This window comes from Kaistella faecalis, assembly GCF_019195395.1.
GTDB classification, from domain to species: domain Bacteria; phylum Bacteroidota; class Bacteroidia; order Flavobacteriales; family Weeksellaceae; genus Kaistella; species Kaistella faecalis.
Genome location: NZ_CP078067.1, coordinates 2,089,601 through 2,110,556, shown reverse-complemented (window position 1 = coordinate 2,110,556; position 20,956 = coordinate 2,089,601). Strand labels below are relative to the sequence as shown.

At 38.5% G+C, this 20,956-nt stretch carries 19 protein-coding genes and 4 tRNA genes; 7 read left to right on the top strand and 16 right to left on the bottom strand.

Features of this window, described 5'->3' with window-relative positions:
* Positions 1-4: 4 nt before the first annotated feature.
* Both tsaD and KTV93_RS09965 read left to right on the top strand, forming a co-directional pair.
* Positions 5-1,054 (top strand): tRNA (adenosine(37)-N6)-threonylcarbamoyltransferase complex transferase subunit TsaD, encoded by a 1,050-nt coding sequence (gene tsaD, locus KTV93_RS09970; protein ID WP_218248794.1) that lies wholly within the window; start codon positions 5-7, stop codon positions 1,052-1,054.
* The gene (locus KTV93_RS09965) at positions 1,051-1,743 is read left to right on the top strand and encodes an RsmE family RNA methyltransferase (RefSeq protein WP_218248793.1); all 693 of its coding nucleotides are present in this window, start codon (positions 1,051-1,053) and stop codon (positions 1,741-1,743) included. Before tsaD ends, KTV93_RS09965 begins: the two co-directional genes overlap by 4 nt.
* A gap of 6 nt (positions 1,744-1,749) precedes the next feature.
* Here KTV93_RS09965 and KTV93_RS09960 read toward each other — a convergent pair whose 3' ends face one another.
* Complete coding sequence (locus KTV93_RS09960) at positions 1,750-2,109, bottom strand: SdpI family protein (protein WP_218248792.1); 360 nt, start codon at positions 2,107-2,109, stop codon at positions 1,750-1,752.
* The gene (locus tag KTV93_RS09955) at positions 2,106-2,777 is read right to left on the bottom strand and encodes a TrmH family RNA methyltransferase (RefSeq protein ID WP_218248791.1); all 672 of its coding nucleotides are present in this window, start codon (positions 2,775-2,777) and stop codon (positions 2,106-2,108) included. The genes KTV93_RS09960 and KTV93_RS09955 overlap by 4 nt, the downstream gene beginning before the upstream one ends.
* A 240-nt stretch (positions 2,778-3,017) precedes the next feature.
* Between KTV93_RS09955 and KTV93_RS09950 the strand changes: the two genes are divergently transcribed.
* Positions 3,018-4,037 carry an asparaginase gene (locus KTV93_RS09950; protein WP_218248790.1) on the top strand — a complete coding sequence of 340 codons (1,020 nt, stop codon included), beginning with the start codon at positions 3,018-3,020 and terminating at the stop codon, positions 4,035-4,037.
* A 67-nt stretch (positions 4,038-4,104) separates the two neighbouring features.
* Positions 4,105-4,191, top strand: a tRNA-Ser gene (locus KTV93_RS09945).
* Positions 4,192-4,228: 37 nt separating this feature from the next.
* Here the strand turns inward: KTV93_RS09945 and KTV93_RS09940 are convergent.
* The 8 genes from KTV93_RS09940 to KTV93_RS09905 all read right to left on the bottom strand — a co-directional run bounded on the left by KTV93_RS09940 (position 4,229) and on the right by KTV93_RS09905 (position 14,571).
* A complete protein-coding gene (locus KTV93_RS09940; protein ID WP_218248789.1) occupies positions 4,229-5,260 on the bottom strand; it encodes an NAD(P)/FAD-dependent oxidoreductase in 1,032 nt (343 codons plus the stop codon).
* 72 nt (positions 5,261-5,332) lie between these two features.
* Positions 5,333-6,211, bottom strand: coding sequence for a type IX secretion system ring subunit PorN/GldN (gene porN / locus KTV93_RS09935; protein WP_218250531.1), 879 nt, complete (start codon positions 6,209-6,211; stop codon positions 5,333-5,335).
* Between the two features lie 255 nt (positions 6,212-6,466).
* Entirely contained in the window at positions 6,467-8,035 is a 1,569-nt protein-coding gene (porM, locus tag KTV93_RS09930; RefSeq protein WP_218248788.1) for a type IX secretion system motor protein PorM/GldM, read from the bottom strand.
* A gap of 49 nt (positions 8,036-8,084) precedes the next feature.
* Entirely contained in the window at positions 8,085-8,771 is a 687-nt protein-coding gene (gene porL, locus KTV93_RS09925; RefSeq protein ID WP_218248787.1) for a type IX secretion system motor protein PorL/GldL, read from the bottom strand.
* 50 nt (positions 8,772-8,821) lie between these two features.
* Positions 8,822-10,237, bottom strand: coding sequence for a T9SS ring complex lipoprotein PorK/GldK (gene porK, locus KTV93_RS09920; protein ID WP_218248786.1), 1,416 nt, complete (start codon positions 10,235-10,237; stop codon positions 8,822-8,824).
* A 115-nt stretch (positions 10,238-10,352) separates the two neighbouring features.
* On the bottom strand, positions 10,353-12,206 hold the full coding sequence (gene glmS / locus KTV93_RS09915) for a glutamine--fructose-6-phosphate transaminase (isomerizing) (RefSeq protein WP_218248785.1): 1,854 nt from the start codon (positions 12,204-12,206) through the stop codon (positions 10,353-10,355).
* A gap of 28 nt (positions 12,207-12,234) precedes the next feature.
* Complete coding sequence (locus KTV93_RS09910) at positions 12,235-13,785, bottom strand: DUF4270 family protein (RefSeq protein WP_218248784.1); 1,551 nt, start codon at positions 13,783-13,785, stop codon at positions 12,235-12,237.
* A gap of 15 nt (positions 13,786-13,800) precedes the next feature.
* Complete coding sequence (locus KTV93_RS09905) at positions 13,801-14,571, bottom strand: glycogen/starch synthase (protein WP_218248783.1); 771 nt, start codon at positions 14,569-14,571, stop codon at positions 13,801-13,803.
* A 193-nt stretch (positions 14,572-14,764) separates the two neighbouring features.
* On the opposite strand from KTV93_RS09905, the gene panC reads away from it, so the two are divergent.
* On the top strand, positions 14,765-15,613 hold the full coding sequence (gene panC, locus KTV93_RS09900; RefSeq protein WP_218248782.1) for a pantoate--beta-alanine ligase: 849 nt from the start codon (positions 14,765-14,767) through the stop codon (positions 15,611-15,613).
* 104 nt (positions 15,614-15,717) lie between these two features.
* Here panC and KTV93_RS09895 read toward each other — a convergent pair.
* The 3 genes from KTV93_RS09895 to KTV93_RS09885 all read right to left on the bottom strand — a co-directional run bounded on the left by KTV93_RS09895 (position 15,718) and on the right by KTV93_RS09885 (position 16,098).
* Positions 15,718-15,790 (bottom strand) — tRNA-Lys (locus tag KTV93_RS09895).
* A 115-nt stretch (positions 15,791-15,905) separates the two neighbouring features.
* A tRNA-Leu gene (locus KTV93_RS09890) sits at positions 15,906-15,988 on the bottom strand.
* A gap of 37 nt (positions 15,989-16,025) precedes the next feature.
* Positions 16,026-16,098: transfer RNA gene (locus KTV93_RS09885), tRNA-Lys, on the bottom strand.
* A 126-nt stretch (positions 16,099-16,224) separates the two neighbouring features.
* Here KTV93_RS09885 and KTV93_RS09880 point away from each other — a divergent pair.
* The gene (locus tag KTV93_RS09880) at positions 16,225-16,734 is read left to right on the top strand and encodes a shikimate kinase (protein ID WP_218248781.1); all 510 of its coding nucleotides are present in this window, start codon (positions 16,225-16,227) and stop codon (positions 16,732-16,734) included.
* Here KTV93_RS09880 and KTV93_RS09875 read toward each other — a convergent pair.
* A complete protein-coding gene (locus KTV93_RS09875) occupies positions 16,731-17,171 on the bottom strand; it encodes an RNA-binding S4 domain-containing protein (RefSeq protein WP_218248780.1) in 441 nt (146 codons plus the stop codon). The two genes, KTV93_RS09880 and KTV93_RS09875, sit on opposite strands and share 4 nt — an antisense overlap.
* 58 nt (positions 17,172-17,229) lie before the next feature.
* On the opposite strand from KTV93_RS09875, the gene KTV93_RS09870 reads away from it, so the two are divergent.
* The gene (locus KTV93_RS09870; protein ID WP_218248779.1) at positions 17,230-17,952 is read left to right on the top strand and encodes a hypothetical protein; all 723 of its coding nucleotides are present in this window, start codon (positions 17,230-17,232) and stop codon (positions 17,950-17,952) included.
* Between the two features lie 58 nt (positions 17,953-18,010).
* Here the strand turns inward: KTV93_RS09870 and recO are convergent, their stop codons facing one another.
* Positions 18,011-18,700 (bottom strand): DNA repair protein RecO, encoded by a 690-nt coding sequence (gene recO, locus KTV93_RS09865; RefSeq protein ID WP_256118578.1) that lies wholly within the window; start codon positions 18,698-18,700, stop codon positions 18,011-18,013.
* Positions 18,700-20,934, bottom strand: coding sequence for a type IX secretion system anionic LPS delivery protein PorZ (porZ, locus tag KTV93_RS09860; protein ID WP_218248777.1), 2,235 nt, complete (start codon positions 20,932-20,934; stop codon positions 18,700-18,702). The genes recO and porZ overlap by 1 nt, the downstream gene beginning before the upstream one ends.
* Positions 20,935-20,956: the final 22 nt, after the last annotated feature.

The following is a 20,956-nucleotide window of genomic DNA, read 5'->3' as shown; positions in this document are numbered from 1 at the left end:
TGTTATGAGCGACTCAATAATTTTAGGGATAGAATCGTCTTGCGACGATACTTCAGCAGCGATAATTCAGGGAAACAAAATCCTTTCAAACATTGCCGCTAATCAGGAAATCCACAACGAGTACGGCGGTGTGGTTCCGGAACTGGCTTCACGTGCGCACCAGCAAAATATTATTCCCGTAGTAGAAAAATCACTGTCTAAGGCAAATATACAACAAAAAGATATTTCTGCGGTGGGCTTTACCCGTGGTCCCGGACTTCTGGGATCTCTGCTCGTAGGAACATCTTTTGCCAAATCACTTGCGATGAGTTTAAATGTTCCGTTAATTGAGGTCAATCACCTTCAGGCACACATTCTGGCGCACTTCATCGACGATGCAAATATTATGCCCCCAAAATTTCCTTTTCTATGCCTAACCGTCTCCGGCGGACACACCATGATTGTTCTCGTGAAAGACTATTTCGATATGGAAATCATTGGAAAAACAATTGATGATGCAGCGGGAGAAGCATTTGATAAAATTGGGAAGATCTTCGATCTCGATTATCCAGCCGGACCGATTGTAGACCGTCTGGCCAAAACCAGTGACAAAAATTCATTTAAATTTAACAAACCCAGGTTGGAGAACTATGATTATTCCTTTAGCGGAATCAAAACTTCTGTGCTGTATTTCGTTCAAAAAGAGGTGAAGAAAAATCCGGATTTCATTAAAGAAAACCTTGCGAATCTCTGCGCTTCCGTACAGAAATCGATTGTTGAAATTTTAATGGATAAACTTGAAAAAGCCTCACGAGAGTTAAACATTAATGAAGTTGCCATTGCCGGTGGCGTTTCCGCCAATTCCGGACTGCGCGAAGCAATGCAGCAGAATGCTGAAAAACTGGGCTGGAATATCTATATCCCCAAGTTTGAATATACCACTGATAACGCTGCAATGATTGCAATGGTTGCCAAACTCAAATTCGACAGAGGCGAATTTGCCGACCTTTCTGTTTCTGCAACAGCGAGATACGATATTGAAGAAGGTTTCAGCCAGAAAAATGATCAGATATGAAACTGTTTTTTGGAGAAATCTTTCCTGAGGTAAAAATTAACGACGAGGAGCAAACGCATATCTCAAAAGTGCTTCGTATGCGCGAAGGTGAAGAAATCTTCGTAACCGATGGAAAAGGAAATCTTGCCAAAGGAAATCTTATTTTTGAAGGTAAAAGAGTTTTAATTGAAACCACAGAAATCAGGGAAAATCTGGCGAATTTTCCGACCCAAATTCATATCGCGATTGCACCCACAAAAAATATCGACAGAATTGAATTTTTTCTTGAAAAAGCTACAGAAATGGCGGTTTCAGAAATTACTCTGATTCAGACCGAAAAGACAGAAAGAAAAAATCTCAACATCGAAAAACTTAGAAAACAAAGTGTTTCTGCGTCGAAGCAAAGTCTGAGATTTCATTTCCCAATTGTTAATGATCTGACAAAATTTTCAGATTTTGTAAAAAGTCTGGATCCGGAAACCACTTTTGTTGCCCATTGTAACGAAAATCTGGAAAGAATTGATCTTAGAGAAATTGAGTCAAAGAAAAACATGACTTTTTTAATCGGTCCTGAAGGAGATTTTTCAGATCGGGAAATACAGCTTTTGGCAGAACGCGGAATTAAAGCGGTATCTCTTGGAAATCAAAGACTGAGAACGGAAACCGCGGGCGTTTTTGTCGCTGCATGGAATTATTCCCAGATGATGTAATACGTTTTATTGCTCCTCAAAACGTCTTTTAATCGCTTTTTCAACTCTTATCAGGAGAATTACACCAGCCAAAATAACAAACGCGAGCCCAACTCCCAGTGTTAGGAAACTTCCGAAATCAGAGAATAGAACCAGTAAGCTACTTGCTGCCAAGAAGAACCCTGTCACCATCATTTGCCTTGCGGAATATTTCTGCGCGAAATCCCATCTATCCTGATTTTTCATCGACGAATTTGTTCTATAGCCGTAAAAGTAATTAATTTTCTTTGGTGGAAATCTATACATAATAAATCCTGCAACAAATAAAATTCCTCCAACAAGTGCCGTAATATTAAAAAACGGATCTTCAAAAAGTTGATTTATCATCGATTTATATTTTTCTGTTCATTTAAATATTTGGCTAAAATCTGCGGACCGCTGGCTATAGAATTTACAGCCCATCTCACTTTCATCTTCCAGAGTTTTTCTTCTGATAGTTTGTAATCGATACCGGATTTGATAAGCTTCTGTTTCAGTTCATAAAAACAGATCGCTGCCGCGACGGAAACATTGAAACTTCGTGTAAACCCGTACATGGGAATTGCTAAAGTTTCATCTGCAAAATCCAGGATTTCCTCAGTAACACCTTCCTTTTCAGTCCCGAAAACCAATGCTACAGGTTCTTTCAATTCGAAATCAGGAAGCATTGTGGCATTTTTTTCCGGTGAAACAGCCAGAATTTTATATCCGCGGTTTTTAATTTCTTTCAAACTGTCCAGATTATGAGGCATTTTCTCCACTTCCACCCAAGTTTCCGCACCTTTCGTCACACGAAGATTAGGATTAAATTCATTCTCGCTTTCCATCGCTACAATTTTATGGAATCCACACGCCTCTACCGACCTCACAATCGCTGCCGCATTCCGGAACTGAAAGATATCTTCCATTACCGGCAAAACAAAATCTGAACTTTCGGGTGCGAAATGTTCGATTTTCGTCAAACGTTCATCCGTTAAAAAATGCTTGATATAGTCGAAAGTCTGCTGGTCATTCATATTTCAAAAATAAGAAATTTTTGTGGGTGGCGCGAGCGAAGCGAGCGCCAAAAAGTGTTGAAAGGTTACTTTAGAAATCGGTGATTGTTCGTTAATCATGTTGAATCGGAAATTCTTGCCCGCGCCCCGGCTTGAACGGAGCTATTTTTGCGCAGCGCAGCGGAGCAGAAAAGCGGGAGTGGAAGACGGAAAAGGCGCCCAAATACAGAAAATTGCGCTAAAAGATGTACTTTTGAATCTATGAAAAGAAAAGTACTCCTGATCTACACCGGCGGAACAATTGGAATGGAAAAAGATTACGAAACGGGAAGCCTGCGCGCTTTTGATTTCGGAAATATCTTTCAGAAACTGCCTGAGATGAAACTTATAGAATGTGAAGTTTCTGTACATCCTTTCAAGAAACCGCTTGATTCGTCTGACATGGGGCCGCAGGAGTGGAAACTGATCGCCAATTATATCGGTAAAAACTACGATCATTACGACGGATTCCTGATTCTTCACGGAACCGACACGATGTCGTATACTGCATCGGCACTAAGTTTCATGCTGAAAAACCTCAAAAAACCTGTGGTACTTACAGGGTCACAATTACCTATCGGGGATTTACGGACGGATGCAAAGGAAAACCTGCTAACAAGTCTTTACTACGCAAGTCTTTACGAAAATGATGAAGCCGTAATTCAGGAAGTCACAGTGTATTTTGAATATAAACTGCTTCGCGGGAACCGCACGCTGAAATATTCGGCTGAATATTTTGATGCCTACCAAACGCCAAACTATCCTGTTCTGGGACAGTCGGGCGTGCATTTGAATATCGAAAAAGATTTCCTTTGGCGCTCTGAAAACGACGAAAAATTCAGAGTTGATAACCACATTTCAACGGATGTCTTATTCTGGCGAATTTTTCCGGGGATGCATCTCGAGCATTTGTTACAGATGCCCAAAATGAAAGTATTGATTCTGCAGGTTTTTGGCTCCGGAACCATTTTTAATACTGAGAAAACACAACAGACATTACAGTTGCTTCGCAACCGCGGAACCGAAATCGTGGTGGTTTCCCAATGTGTTTCCGGTGGGGTGAGTTTCGGGAAATATTCGAATTCAAATATTTTTACTGAAATCGGTGCGATTAGCGGACACGATATGACTGCTGAAAGCGCCATTACTAAAGCGATGCATTTGCTCGACAATCCTAAATATAAAGGAACTTTTGCTGAATTATTCGCAAAAAACATCTGTGGTGAAATAACCGTTGGCTAAAGATTAAAAAAAATCCTTTTCAACTTTCAGTTCTCAATTAAATAATCTATTTTTGCAGTCTTCAATTAGAGAGGTGTCCGAGTGGTTGAAGGAGCTAGCCTGGAAAGCTAGTATACGGGTAACTGTATCGAGGGTTCGAATCCCTTCCTCTCTGCTAACTAAAATCTCTGAAGTTTCCTTCAGAGATTTTTTTATTTGGTAAACCTTTTCAAATCAACTTCAGGCATGAGAGGTTTCTGAATTTCGATATGTTCGAATAGTTCTTTTGAAAAATAGCAACCGTTTAGGATACCACGTGCTCCCAGACCATTAAAAACATAAAGATTTGAATGTTCAGACTGGCTTCCCAAAATTGGTCTGCGGTCCTTTACCGTCGGCCTGAAACCGTAATTTACTTCCTTAATTTCAAAACTGTGCGGATAGAATTCTGAAAGTCCGTCTATAAGCTGCTGTTTCGCAAATTCATCATCTTCATCTCCTCTTTCATTAGGGTCGTATGTTCCGCCATAATAATGAATTTCTTCATTTAAAGGAAATAGAAAATGCTTTTTCTTAAGTGTGAGCTGGTGACCTAGAGGTTCAGACAGTTTTACTTTGAGATGATGACCTTTATTGGCAACCACAGGAATCTCGGAAAAGAAAGGATTGTGTTTAACGCCAATTCCTTCGCAAAAAACAATATGTTTAAAACTGATATCGTCATATGTATTTCCGGAAATTTTTGAATAGTCGAAACGGTCTTCCCTCAAATGGTTATTCTCTATGAAAAAAGCTTTAAAATCATTAAAAAAACCTTCCACATTAAGTCTAGCAGATAAATTTACGGATCCTGCTCCAAAAGAGTTCAGAATTGTCCCTAAAGACTTAAATTCAGTATTAAGAAACGGCTTGAGCTCGTCGGTATCTGATTTTGTAAGCCAAAGCTCCTGCTCTTTCTGATCGTGAAAAATGCGGTGAATATTTTCATTAATCAGATAGTTTTTTCCTGTATATCCGGCAATTTCATCTAAGGTTGCTTTCAGAAAATCTATCTGCTCTTTGGCAAGCCAAAATGTGGTGAATTTCTTTAATACAACAGGGTTAACAATACCGGCAGAAACCTCCGAAGCACTCTTTCGGTCCTCGGAAAAAATCACAAAAGATTTACTGTTCAAAATCAGTTGGTGCGCAAAGAAAATCCCGGCGTATCCGCCACCAACAATAATGTAATCTACATTCTTCATTATCTAAAAATTTGGGTCAAAAAAAACCTGAGTAAAAATACTCAGGTTTTGTTATATTTTCAAAAGAAATGATTAGTAATTCCACATATCATTTTCCATCTGAAGAATCTGTGCTTTGATTCTCTCGCTTTCTTCAAGCTGAGCATCTGCGTCACGCGGAATATAGTCTTTGATTACGCCATTTCCTAAACCATTATCTGTTTTGTAAATGATGGTAGAAAATCTTCTAGCATTCAAAATATCATCAAAAGTAATATCGGAAGCCAAGTTTTTACTGTTAAAAACTACAGCGTTTGCCAATACTTCTCTTGCATCCGGATAGTATACCCAGAACAGGTCGATAAGCTCATCTTTTGAAGCAAGAGGCTGACCGTCTGGACCATACTGACCCATAGTAGCTGGATCCTGCCCCATCGCTGCGATACCTAAAAGTCTGTACTTCATCTGGCTGTCTCTTCTGTCGATATACCACATACCTTTGATTTTCAAAACCTTTACGTTTTCCGTTTTAGTTTCATAAACATTGGTAAATTCCTTCAGTTCATCAGCAGTTAATTTTCCGGCTTCATTAAGTCTGTCGATTCCCGCATCACTCATCACCTCATTTTTGATTCTTGACTGAATCGCATCTGGGCTAAGGCGCGTCATAAACATCTCGTCATCATAAACTTCTTTAATTCTACCATCATTAATAGCATCAAACAAAAGTTGATAAAGAGATCTGTTTTGGGAAACAAGACCATCTTCATTATGATAGAACGGTTGGTTTACTTTATCATTCATATCAATAATTTCCCAAACTACCATGCTTTTCAAAATGTCTTTATCTTCAATAAAGCCATATGAAAGCGGAGTAATCTTATTTGAAACCATGGAATCACCTTTCTTAATAAGCCCCATTTCTCTGTATTTTCTGAAAGATTCCGGAGATTTAGCATTCAGAATTGACATCGAATTAATAGGAGTATCATCTACTACGCCTCCGGCAGCAGGAGTTTCTACTACAGGAGCCTCAACTACAGGAGCTTCTTCTACAGGTTTTACAACCTTAGTAGTTTTAGCTTTGGCTTTTTTCTTGGTTGTTTTCTTTTTCGTTTGAGCCTGTACAGACAGGAAACTCAACGCAAGAAATAAAAATACGAACTTTCTCATTATAAAATTTTTAAACTACTGACTTGACTTGATCTCATCAAATCAATAACGCAATTATTGTACGTTTATTACAACAGGCGGAATCTGTTTTAATGCCTGCCCACCAAGACCACTTGCAGTAGCCTGGATATTAAAGATATAAGCGATATCACCGTTTCTAAGATTCTTTGTTAATGATGCTACATTGCTTAGTGAATTTCCGTTAACCAGCATTGCCGCTTTTCCAGGAACCTTAAACATAAAACTGTTCACCGTGAAACTTACTGGGAAATCGAAATCCGGCATATCTGCTGTTACACGCTGGTTCGGGATGGAACTTGCAGGCATCGACACTACAGATTTACCCTGAACCTGCCCCACTGGTGGCGGAACATTCTTGATTCTGAAAGGGAAAGACTGAGAAATCACGCCGCCTTTTGGATCACGTCCTGAAATTGTTAAGTTAACTGTAGTACCACCTCCAGGGGTAACAGTCCATTTACCACCACTACCGCTAACCGATGCACCAGATGCTGAAAGGGAAATTCCAGACATATCTGCACCAAGAATCGAACCAGAAATTGGGTTTGGTAATCCACGGTATAAAACATTCATCTTATCCGCAGTTACGATTGCGCCTTTCTGAGCTTTAAGTTCCTGTGCACCAGCAATTACTTTGTAAGTATGGCTATATGGTAATTCAATCACTTTTCCATTTACATCAGTGAATGAAATTTTTCCGCTAAAACTTTTATCTCCCGTGGAACCGGTATCCAATCCTCTTACGCCTTGCCCGTTTGTCACGGTTAAACCTGGCATAGATAATCCCGGAACATTGCTTGAATAGTTACCGATGGCAACTTTAGCCTGAGCTGCTTCGCCCTGAATCACTGTAGTTGGCGCAGAAACGATTGCGGTATAAGCATCAAATTTAATATCTGCGTCAACTTTTTCCTGAAGCATTGTCATCAACGCATCAGACTGAAGATTTCTAGCTTCTGACTGGATAACTTCTAAATTAGAAAGTGCTGCAATAAGCGGCTGACCATAAAATTTGTACTGTAACCAGTTTTTATTTTTAATTGTTTGCCCTTTTTTAAACTCTGTAAGTAACATCGCATTTGCTCTGTCAACCACAGGTTTCATATCGCTGTTATTACCAAAAGTCTTGTTAATATAACCTTTAAGATTCTCAATTTTAGCTTTCAAATCGAGCGCATTTTTAGAAGGAGCGTTTTCGTCCGCATTGGTAAAAAACATTTTTGAAGAAGGCTCTGTATTGTTTAATGCCGCGAAGTTGTCACCAACATCAATACCTTCAACAAATTCAGCTTCTTTTTTGAGATTTGTTTTTAAACCTTCAATGAAAGATACCAAATCGTTGGTCTGTGCTTTTAAACCTCGATAATCCTCTAATGGTTTAGTGTATGTTTCAGGTGTATTAACCTGTTTTGCTTCTAAAGTTTTCTCGAAAATTTTATCGTTTTTCTCTTCAACTAACTTTCTTGTACTTGTAAGTGTATTATTGGTATCATCATATGACCTGATAATTTCCTGATCAATCTGCATTGCAAGCATCGCAATGAAGACCAGATACATCAGGTTAATCATCTTCTGACGAGGGGTCTGTTTTCCTTGTGCCATTTTAGTAAATTTTGTTAATAATCTTAAATTTTAATTAATGGTTAGAAAACTATGATTTCATTGCGCTAAGCATACCGCCGTACACTCTATTAAGACTGTTAAGGTTTGAAGTTAATCCTGTTAATTCTTCATTGAATTTTTCTGAATGAGCTGCAGATCTCTGCATATCTTCCACATATTTTTTGCTGTATTCAGTTTGGGTTTTACCGTGCTCCAATTGCAGTGCATACAATGCATTCATGCTTTCTAAGTGGCTCGCAGCAAGTGTTAACTGATCGTTGTATCTTTGGGTAGCTCCCGTAACATCTACAGTTTGGTTAATCTGATCTACAGAACTTGAAAACTTGTCGATACCTGTTCTTAATCTCTCGAATAAGTTTACATCTAATTTTGCATCAGCAAGCATTTTATCTAATTTATCTGAAAGAGAAACTTCCAATTCCTTTACTTCAGCAGACTGAATACCTAATGAGGAATGTTTTGGGTTTGGATTTGCATCCTTGTCAAGTAATTCTGGATATACATTTTCCCAGGCATAAGATTCCTCGGATTTTGGTGCATCAAATGCAAAGATGATAAAGATAATCGCTTCTGTGATAAGACCGATTGCTAACGTTACATTTCCTGTTAAAGGACCTAAGCTCCAGTGGGTTAATTTGAATAATGCTCCCAAAATTACGATTGCTGCTCCAAATGAATAGATAAAATTGTATACAGCCTCTTTAGTTTTAAACATTGTAGTGAATTTTTTTAGTAGTTAATTATTTGTTTTGTTTTTTTGCTAATCTAGTTTGTTCTTTTTTTGAATTTGGCAGTTCCCTCAGGAATATCCTGAACGGTTCGGAATCCTATATAACTTCTTGCAGAATCTTTTCTTTCGTAATCTCTGGCGCCGGTCATCAATAGATAGCCAACATCTTTCCAGGATCCGCCCCGAACAGATTTCCTCGGTTCTTTATAAGCTTCATTTGAAAGATAAGGATTTAAGGTAGAAGCAAATTGATAGGTTGCATTGTTATAAGGAGATTCGGTCCATTCTGCAACGTTCCCTGCCATATCATATAATCCAAAACCATTTTTCTGGAACTGCTTAACAGGTGCTGTATATGTATAGGTTCCCTTTTTCTCGTCTTCTATATAATTACCACGTTTCGGTTTGAAGTTTGCGAGATAGCAGCCACGGTCATCCTGCAAATAAGGTCCGCCCCAAGGATAAGTTGCATTTTCTTTACCTCCTCTAGCAGCATATTCCCATTCTGCTTCGGTAGGAAGACGGAACGACATTGGTTTTTGTTTCTTCTTCTTCTGACTTTCATTCCAATCAGATTTCATTTTAGATCTGAAATCACAAAATGCTCTTGCCTGATCCCATGTTACTCCAACTACAGGATAGTTTTTGTAGGCACTGTGCCAAAAATATCCGTCGTATAAAGGTTCGTTATAGGCATAATTGAAATCTTTAATCCAAACCGTAGTATCCGGATAAACTGCGATACTTTCTTTTTTCAGATAATTTGCTCCTCTGGATTTGTCTTTAATAGAAGCCTCTACATCTTCCCAATGGTAAGAATAAAGAAGCTTTCTGCTGTCTAAAATTCTCTCGTTATTGATTCTTTCAGCTGGTGGAAGATACATAGATTCTAAAATTTCTGCATACTGAGCATCCGGATAATCAGAAGTTTTCCAACGGAGCGGAACCGACCAATCTAGTTTTTTCGATTCATCGTAACCTTCTCTGCCTCCCTGAGAATCCATAAATTCCTGATAAGCATTTTTAGTATCACCCGCCTTTTTTGAAGCATATGCAAAATCTGCTATCGAATTACCGTCACCGGTAGATCCGCCGTCGCCAGCAGCTTCCGCAAGTAAAGATCTTGCAATTGAATCTCTTACATAATTGATAAAAACGCGGTATTCTGCATTGGTAATTTCACTCTCATCCATGAAGAATGAAGAAACGGTTACCGTCTTAAGAAGTGCTTTTTCTGGAGTATTGGTAAAATCCTGATCTGCCATCCCCATTACATAGGAACCTGCAGGCACAGCTACCATACCATAAGGTCTTTCTGCTACAAAGGATTTAGATTTCCCTTTAGGAACCAATTCTCCTTTCACTCCGGGTTTGCCGGCAGAACCTCCACCACCTTTAGAACAAGAGATTACTACAGATGCTGATATTAATATAAGAAATATTCTTTTCATGCTATTTTTTAGAAATTAAGCGGTAAATATATATAATTTTTTAGAAAAACAATTATGATTTTTTTTGCAAAACGTAAAATTCCTTCGATTATTTTACAGGAATTAACATTTTTTTTTACTCTACAGTTACTGATTTTGCCAAATTTCTCGGCTGATCCACATTTGCCCCACGGTAAACAGCAATATAATAGGCCAGTAACTGCAAAGGTACAGATGCGATAATTGGCGAGAAACATTCTGATGTTTCGGGGAACTCAATAACATAATCTGCCATTGCAGAAACCTGAGTATCACCTTTATTTACAACTGCGATTACTTTACCTTTACGTGCCTTAATTTCCTGAACGTTACTTACAATCTTATCGTAATGTCCCTGTTTAGGAGCAATAATCACAATCGGCATGTTTTCATCGATTAAAGCGATTGGTCCGTGCTTCATTTCTGCTGCGGGATATCCCTCGGCATGAATATAAGAGATTTCTTTAAGCTTCAATGCCCCTTCCAATGCCGCAGGGAAATTATAACCTCTGCCTAGATAAAGGAAGTTTTGAGAATCAACAAAGTTCTTGGCAATATCTTTTGTAATCTCGTGCGTACTTTCCAGAACCTCTTCTACTTTTTTCGGAAGTGCATCGAGTTCTGTAATAAGTTTCATGAACTCCTGATTACTCAGGTGTCCGTTGTGTTTTCCTAATTTTAGGGCAATAAGCGAAAGAATCGTTAACTGGGCAGTAAATGCTTTTGTTGAAGCTACACCAATTTCCGGTCCTGCATGAGTATAGGATCCGGCATCAGTAATTCTTGCGATTGAAGAATCTACCACGTTACAGATTCCGTAAATGAAAGCTCCTTTTTCTCTCGCCATTTTTATAGCGGCCATAGTATCTGCAGTCTCACCCGACTGGGAAATGGCAATTACCACATCTTTTTCGCTGATGATTGGATTTCTGTAACGGAATTCTGAGGCATATTCAACTTCTACAGGAATTCTTGCAAATTCTTCTATTAAATATTCACCAATTAATCCTGCGTGCCATGAAGTCCCACAGGCGATAATTGTAATTTTCTGCGCCTGGCTGATTCTGTCGAGGTGATCCCAGATTCCGGCCATCTTAATGATTCCCTCATCTACAAGCAGTCTTCCTCTTAATGTATCATGGATAGATTTTGGCTGTTCAAAAATTTCCTTAAGCATGAAATGTTCATAACCTCCTTTTTCAATCTGCTCAAGGCTTAATTTAAGTTCCTGAATTTCAGGAATTACTTTCTCATTATCCTTTATGTTTCTAATATCAACCCCCTTTTCGAGAGAGATTGTAGCCATATGACCTTCTTCAAGGTAAACAGCCTCTTTGGTAAATTCAACAAAAGGTGAAGCATCGGAAGCGATAAAATATTCTTTATCACCAAGACCAATTGCCAACGGAGAACCTAATCGGGCTACTACAAGTACGCCAGGGTAATCATCGTGCATTACCGTAATTGCATATGCACCATAAACTTCATTCAGTGCAAAGCGAACCGCCGTAGGAAAATCGATTTCCGCATTGGTATCCATGAAAAACTGAATAAGGTTAACCAGAATCTCGGTATCTGTTTCTGACTGAAAGGTGAATCCTTTCTCGGTGAGCATAATTTTAATAGTATCATAATTTTCGATAATACCATTATGCACCAAGGCAATTTTACCGTTATTGGAAACATGCGGGTGGGAGTTTCTGTCACTCGGCACACCATGCGTTGCCCATCTGGTATGACCCATTCCTACGTTTGACTTCCCTGAAAGAGCCCCTGAAATGGCTACCAAATCATCAACCTTACCTTTTGTTTTAGCTACAACAAAGTCTGAGTTTTCACTATCAAGTACAATTCCTGCACTGTCATAACCGCGGTATTCTAAGCGACGAAGCCCGTTGATTACAACTTCATATGCATCCTGAAAACCGGTATATCCTACGATACCACACATATTTTTTTAATTTTTTTAATTTTTAAATCTATTTTTTGCCGTAAGTCAGAATAAGCTTTGCGCTTTTTTGATTACCGGGATCTGTCCCTACCAACACAACACGGTTAGGAGTGTAAGCCCGTGTGTTGAAATTCTGAGGACCAAGGTCCGGATAAATCGAGCCGATTAAATTACCATTGGCATCAAATGTATAACTACCAACATTTAAAATGAAGTGGTCAGCTTTCGCCTCTTTTTCAATTACTTTTTTAAAGGTCTGGGTGATACCAATTTCATAATAAGCCGGATTTTTATCTAAATCAAATGGCTTTACTAAATTGTAGAGTCCCGTGTAAGCCAGAGCACTCATATCCTCAAGAAAAGTATTTAGTTTTTTTTGCTTCACAACAAAGTATGAAGGTTTCTGGTATTTGTTATTCCAGCTTACTTCATCGGTATACATTCTTATTTTGGCAGATATAATTCCAATCTTTTCATTATTATATAAATCCTTGATTTCTGCAATTTTTGATTCAGGAATTTTAAACCCAATTCCAGGTCCGCCCATTCCCTGCGCGAACAGTTTAGGGGAGCCTATAATGGTGTCATAAACCGCCATTGCCGCTGCAGCAGGAGTACCGGCTCGATTAAAAGCAATCTGATTAAAATGAGTATTAGCGGATCCTAAATCCAGCGCAAAAACATCATCTTCGCGGGTGGTAGTTCCGTTCTCGACCTTATCCTTTTTGTAATAAAGATTAATTACTACATTATTTGGATCAAAATTAAAAATATAACCATCGTTTTCAGCCACAGATAACTTTACTCCTTTGAAATACCTCGTAAAAGATGCTGCATCAGCAAGTTCAGCTGATTTGCCCTTGGTAATGATTTTATTTTGGAAAAAGGTACTGTCTAACGGGATTCGTAAGGCAGCGTCTCTAATATAAAGATCTGAATTATCTGAATCTTTCGTGATTTTAATAGCGCTGATACTGCCATTAAAGACTTTCGTTCCAAGCAAATTACCCTCCGCTACACTTCTGTTAGACATAATAGAATCCCCTGATGCTAATCCGAGAAAGTCATTAACCTCATTAATTTTTATATTAAAAACGGTTTTGCCATCAATTTTAGTTTTGCCGTATTTAGCAACGGGATAAGTGGTTACCACCTTCTTAGCGGCAACTGCTCCAATAGGATAAATATAATCATCCGCAGTGGTAGTGGTTGCAGAATCAGCAGCATAAATCGGTTTAATTACTAATACTGCAGAGTCTAAAACAGGATTTGTTCCAAAATCAGGGCTATAAATAGAAGGCCGCACCTGCGAAACATAGGACGACTTTTGCAACCCGAACTGAGGCTCGTTAAACGCTCCTAAAGTTGCACTTTGAAGCCTTTCGTTATCTGTACGGATTGAATCACCATTATTGATATTATATGCAATTACATCATATGACGTTTCTGTACCCTGAGCTCCGTTCTGAAAAAACTGTGAACCCAGCATATCCGCATCGGGCTCACAACTATATAAAATTAAACTTCCAATTACCAGCGAAGCGGTAATATTGAATAATTTCTTAATATTCTTTATCATTAAAATTTAAATTGATTAGTATAAGTTTGCAATTGATTCGGCGCCTAGATATTCCGATTTGGTAGTTTTTGTCTTTTTAAAAGCTTCATCAAGTTCATCCTGAAGGAACTCATCACCTTTAACTACAACATCTACCAAATCCATGCTTTCTATTACGAACTGCTGAAAACTAGGTTTCTTAAACGCTTTAAGTGAAGTAATATTGTCGAATTTCATTTTTTCTTCGATTGACGTAGAAAGTGCTGCATCTTCTTCATTATAAACAGAGAGTACCAGCTTTGAATCTTTAAAATACGAATCGTTTTTATAGAAAGTCTTTAAGTAAACGGGAATAAACGAAGCCATCCATCCGTTAAGATGTATAACATCCGGAACCCAGTTAAGTTTCTTGATGGTTTCGATGACACCTCTTGCAAAGAAAATGGCACGTTCGTCATTATCAACAAAAGCATTTCCTTCGTCATCAGCATAAAACTGCTTTCTTTTGAAATACTCATCATTATCAATAAAATAAACCTGAAGTCTCTCTCCGGGCAGCGATGCCACTTTAATAATCAAAGGCTGATCCAGATCATTAATAATAATATTCATTCCGGAAAGACGTATCACTTCGTGCAGTTGAAATTTACGTTCGCTGATCTGGCCAAATCTTGGCATAAAAACGCGTACATCGTTACCATCCTGGTGCATTTTTAGTGACATTTTGTTCACCATTGAAGCCATATTACTATCTTCCTGATAGGGGAACATTTCGGTAGTGACGTATAATATTTTTTGGTTCGGCATAAAATCTATCGTTTCTCTAATTATCAAACAGAATATTCTGTCGCGCAAAATTACGAAATTTTAAGCATATATCTTTTAATTAACAAATTTTAATAATTATAATTGAAAAGGGTTTGCTTTAGTATAAACATTTTTATCTCAGCGTATTTTTTTTTATCAGAAATACCTATTTTTACAAGTACATTAATAAATTATGGAAATTTTTAAAACTAAGAAAACACTTCTCGATTATATTGAAAGACAGAAGGAAATGGGCAAAAAAATTGGATTTGCTCCCACCATGGGCGCACTTCATCAGGGTCACCTGTCGCTTTATGCCGAGGCCAGAAAAGAAAATGATCTTGTTATCTCTTCAATATTCGTTAATCCTACTCAATTTAACAATGCAGCAGATCTCGAGAAGTATCCGCGTACAATCGAGAATGATATTAAAGCTTTAGAACAATCCGGATTTGTAGATGCAGTTTATATTCCGGAAGTGAATGATATTTATCCCGATGGACTCAAAAGCAAAAGCTATGACTTTGACGGCCTGGAAAATGAGATGGAAGGTAAGTTTCGGCCCGGCCACTTCGATGGTGTAGGAACAGTGGTAGAAGAGCTCTTCCAACAGGTGAAACCAGACAATGCTTATTTTGGAGATAAAGATTATCAGCAGCTTGCTATTATTAAGAAATTGGCAGAAAAACACAATTCATCCATAAAAATTCACGGTGTACCAATTTACCGGGAAAGCAGTGGACTTGCGATGAGTTCCAGAAATCAGCGTTTAGATTCTACCCAGCGCGAAGCTGCAAAAGTGATTTACGAAACCTTAGTTAAAGCAAATGAGTGGTTCAGGGTGATCACCGTTCCTGAAATTAACCAGCGTGTAAAAGATATCTTCGAAAATCAGAGGGGGATGACTTTGGAGTATTTTTTAATTGCAGACGAAGCAACGCTGAAGGAAACCGATTTCTTCTACAAAGACCGAAACTACCGTGCCTTCATCGTAGTAAACGTTGGCGATGTACGGCTTATTGATAATATGCATCTGGATTAGCATCATGCTATAAAAACGTCAAAAGTCTTCCTTGCGGGAAGACTTTTGATCACCAAATCACAAAATATTAATATGAAAAAAATTCACTCCGAAGAGTAAAATAGTGACCCGGCTGGGATTCGAACCCAGGACCCATACATTAAAAGTGTATTGCTCTACCAGCTGAGCTACCGAGTCAATGAAAATTTCAGATTTTAAATTATTAATTTTAGATTAACAGCCAAGAAGGGCAATAATTTAAAATTTACTTATTAACTTAAAATTTAAAATTCAGCATTTAAAATTTTATTCGTGCCTGCGACTGGACTCGAACCAGCACATCCTTAGGAAACCACCCCCTCAAGATGGCGTGTCTACCAATTTCACCACGCAGGCAAAAAAAATCCGTAATATTTACGGAATTTTTAGCTAGTGACCCGGCTGGGATTCGAACCCAGGACCCATACATTAAAAGTGTATTGCTCTACCAGCTGAGCTACCGAGTCGGTCACTCTCTAAAAGAATAATTAAAAATCTAAAATCAGTAATTATTTTCCCTTTTTGAGTGGTGCAAAGATAGGCCTTTTTTTAAAATCTCAAAATTTTTTTAGTAATTTGTATAAAATTCAAAAATGATTATTTCACTCATCGGATACATGGGCAGCGGTAAATCTCACATTTCCAAAGTTTTGAGCCATAAACTGCAGTTTAAATTAATTGACCTCGACAAAGAAATTTCTTTTAAAAATAATTCTACCATTAACGAAATCTTCGAAAAAAAGGGCGAAATCTACTTTAGAAAGCAGGAAAGGGAAATATTGGAAGAGGTTTTAATGACACCGGAACCATGTATTCTGAGCCTCGGAGGCGGCACGCCTGCATATTACAATAATATGGACCTTATCAATGTACATTCTCAATCTGTATTTCTACGGACCTCGGTAAGCACACTCGCTCAAAGGCTGCTAAAACAAAAAAATAAGAGACCATTAATTGCCTCTCAAAATGATGAAGATTTGCCAGAATTTATCGCAAAACATTTGTTCGAAAGAAACCATTACTATTCTCAGGCGAAATTTACTGTTGATACCGACGGCAAAGATCCCGAGCAAATCGCAGATGAAATTGCCGCGTTGATTTAATCTTCCGCTGCTTCTTCATCCACATCACTGAAGAACAAGTCCCACTCACCATCTTCCATTCCTGAACCGGCATCGGCACTGATGTAATCATCCATATCACGGCGGTCTTTCTTGGTTGGCCTGCCCTCTCCTCTTCCACGGTAATAATCCTGCGTTAGTTTGCGAAGTTTAAGGGTCTCGTACTGTTCAGGCTCGGTTTTGTCTTGAATGTGGAGTGGAACCAGTTTGGGGCCTATCCGGCTCTTGGGAATCTCCAGGATTTTTATCTGATAATCAATTTGGTTCTTCCGGATTTTAATTAAATCTCCGGGCTTCACTTCTTTTGATGATTTCACAGTGCTGTTTCCCACCGAAACCCTGTTTTTCTTGATTTCGTCGGCAGCTATGCTACGGGTTTTGTAAAAACGTACACACCATAAAAATTTATCGATTCTCATATTTTATTTATACTTTTGCTGGATTGAAAATTTTAGCAATTTAATGATAATATTAAAAATGAAAAAAACATTCTTATATCTCGCTTTAGCATCCATTGCCATCGTATCCTGCAGAAAAGATGACACTCCGGAGACCATCGAGGAAGTAAGCATAGAGACTCAGAATACATATGATGACCAGGCTGCACAGAACTTTTTGGAGACCCATTATCTCGATGCAAAAGGAAATATACAGGATTTTGTTGCTACAGATACAGTGAATGTAAAATTAGCTGATCTTAACCCTGTAACATTGCCATCAGGCGTAATTTATATCGTAAGACCGGGAGCACAACCCGCAGCTGGAACAGCAATCGGGCAATATGATTTATTGAGATTAATGAGCAGATCTACAACTTATATCGCGACAAATACAGATAACAAGGTTGCATATGCATCTCCATCAACATTCCGAAATACGATTTCAGGAAGCGGCGTCCCAGAGGTAGATCCGGCTTATTTTTATGTTAAAAAATCTGTTCTTACAGCTGCTACCGTTCCAGCAGCAAAGGAAAGAAGTTATTACGAAATTGAAGGATTTCAGGAAGCGATTAAGAAATTCCAGGCATTTAATATTCCTGATGACAGCAATTATAATCTGCAGGGGGTAATTATTGTACCTTCACGAGCAGCTTTTGCCAGAGATGCACACTTTAATTACACCGGCCTGGCCTATAGAAACAGAAGTTTTGTATTTAATTTCCAGATTTATAAATCAACGCCTTACCTCAACGAAAGATAATTTCGTGAAACGATAAAATAAAAGTTCCTCATTTGGGGAACTTTTTTTTATGACCTGTCTATTCGTAAATCTGCCGTAATACTCCCAAAGAATTCGGTGTATAAAATCCTGTAAAATGCAAATGATAGTAAATCATGAGGCTGTCTAAAAAAGTATTTCTTTCGTGTCTGCGCAGATGGATTTCATAGGGATTTTCTGCTGTCAGGAAAATCCTCCACAACGATGAAATCTCTGCTGTAAAGAAGGGATGCGAAATCTCTTGAGTAAAGATTCCTGATTCAGGATTAAGATAACTTCCTTCCTGTAAAAGCGGCGCAATCCCCGATACTTTTAAGAATTGAAAAATCAGAGACAAGTGCGAAATGGGATTATTTACCTCAACCTGTTCTTTAAACCTATTTACTTCATTGAAAGCCCTTTCGTTCTGATGTTCTTCCCGTAAAATCTGATGGAGAAAATCTGCCGTAAAAAACAGCATTGAATTCACTTTCACATCATTAAAATCGTAGAAATCAGCAGCAGGCTCAAGTTTAGCAATAGGGAGTAAAGTTTTGTGTGCTGCAAATCTCGAAACAGTGATATTCAATAGATTCAGAGGGAAAAGATAAGGCTTCTTCTTGTTCTTAGATGAATAGATTCCTTTTGCGAAAAAACTCTGGTAACCACGCTCCGCTGAAAAGCAGTGAAGAATCGCGTCCTGGTCACCGTATTTCATATAAGAAAGTAAAAAACAGGTTTGATTCTGCATTAATTCACTACCGCAATTTTGGCTGTGGCAGTATCGGTACCATCAGCATTAGTCATCAGCACAAAGTAGATTCCCGATGCTACGCGCACACCACGGTTATTATTGAGGTTCCACTCGTAATATCCGCCACGGGAGACCGCCTGATGGACCAAATTTCCTGCCGCATCAGTAATTCTGATATTGGTTTTTTCTGCCAAACCGCGGATTCTAACATTGCCTTTATATTTAGCGTAAACAACCGGATTCGGGTAAACCAATACATCACCGAAATCTGAAGTTACATTCAACACATCACCCTGATAAACCATAACTCCATCAAGGGTAACAAAATACACTTTTCCGGTTTTATTGTCAACCTTTATGTCGGTCACACTGTTACTTGGCAGTGGGGAATTTTCTTTTGTAAAATGATTGAGTGTTTGCTCCCCTGTTGAACTGAGGTAAAATACTCCACCATCGTCTACGGATATCCATTTTTGGTTTCCAGCATCAACTTCGATCTGCAAAATATTACTGTCGCGGAACAGTTCCTCGCCCAGACCATTTTCTTCAATAATTATGGGATCTGCCTGAGGATTTTCTTCACTTAGAATAGATGATGGATTGCTGATGATTCTCAGGCCTATCCTGGTTCCGATCCAAATATCATCGTTTTTATCGATAGTAGCCGACACCACGCCATCAGCGGGTAAATTATTGTTTTTTCTAAGAATTTTAAAACGGTCGTCCCCTGTTGCTGCGGGCGTATTGTTGTAATCATAGAGTAGTAGCCCCCCTGAAGAGAAGAAGGGCGCCGGAATAAAAACTATTCCTGACTTTGCAAAAGGTTTCTGTACAAGCCCTGCGGTTACAGAAGAAACAAAGCCAAATTGGTCAGAGGTTGGATTATAGTAATAAAATCCTATTTCACCGGAAGTTCCTTTAGCACTCCATTGCGAAACAAGAAGCTGATTATTTTCATCGAACACGCAACCTACTACTCTGTTGTAAACACCACCAGAACTTGCGTAAACTTTGGCCAACTGATTATCATCCATTCGGTAAATCCCCTTACTTCCATCTACAAAAGTATAATTAGTAAAAAAGATCTCTGCTGGCTTGGAAGGATTGATAACTGCATCCAAAACATTAAAGGGAACAGTAGTATTTCTGAACAAATCAGGATACACCCAGTTTGTTCCGTTAAAATGATAATAACCTAAACCCCTGATAACTGGCGTATTAAAAGCGTCGAGGCCTCCTGTAGAAATTACAATCTGGTTGTCGCGAAGATCAATTTTATATGATGTGTTACTATAAGGCCCATCCGGTTTCAGCAACTCACCCGCTTCGTTTTTCATTCCCGAAACTTTCGTGCCTGCGTAAATTTTAGAGTCGATATATGTCCCGCTGTTAATCAATTCAGTTGCATCATAAGATTTAATGAAATTGCCGCCTGTACCATACACGTAAACCGTAGAATAATCTGCAACAATAATGTTTCCCGAAGTTATTACAACATCCTGAATATCTGTAAAACTTCGGGAAATTGTTGTAAATGAAGTTCCGTTACCATATCTTACTGTATTTGCGTTGGCGTAAGCCAACACACTGCCGCTGCTGATTTGGTTATAACTGCCGGCCGCTACTGTATTCCATGTCGAATAAATAGGAAAGGTCACATTCATTTCATGAGACTTTAATCCTGTCGCCGTCACTACATAAACCGAATTATCTTTAATTACAGCTTCCCGCGCAGACTCATAAGTTCCTCCACTGGTGAAAAACGCTGAATCGCCAAACTCCTTTCTGTCTAACCGGAAGATTGAAACGCCATAACCTACTGAAATTACCGCTAAATTTCCTGTAATCGAAATATGATTAATCTTCTTATCTCCGGCATAACCGGTCGCAATAGGAATATCAACTACGTAGGTAATTCCGTCCGGAGTAATAACATCCATAGAACCATTTCTGTATCCAACCAAACCGGTTTTGGTTTCTGGATTATAATCAAAAGCCGAAATTTTCACTTCGTGCAAACCGTTTGCTTTGGAAAGTTTTTTTAGTTCACCAGTTGCAGGAGTATAGAAAAATATACCGTTTTCGGTTGCGGCAATTAATTTTCCGTTGTCTTCGCGAATCGCCAAAACGTTATTATAGGAAAATAAATCGGTCCATTTGCTTGAAGAAATAACCTGGGCAGAGATCTGCAAAGAAAGAAAGAGAATTATAAACGGTAAAAATTTTTTCATCTGTATATTCATGTTCTGTTTT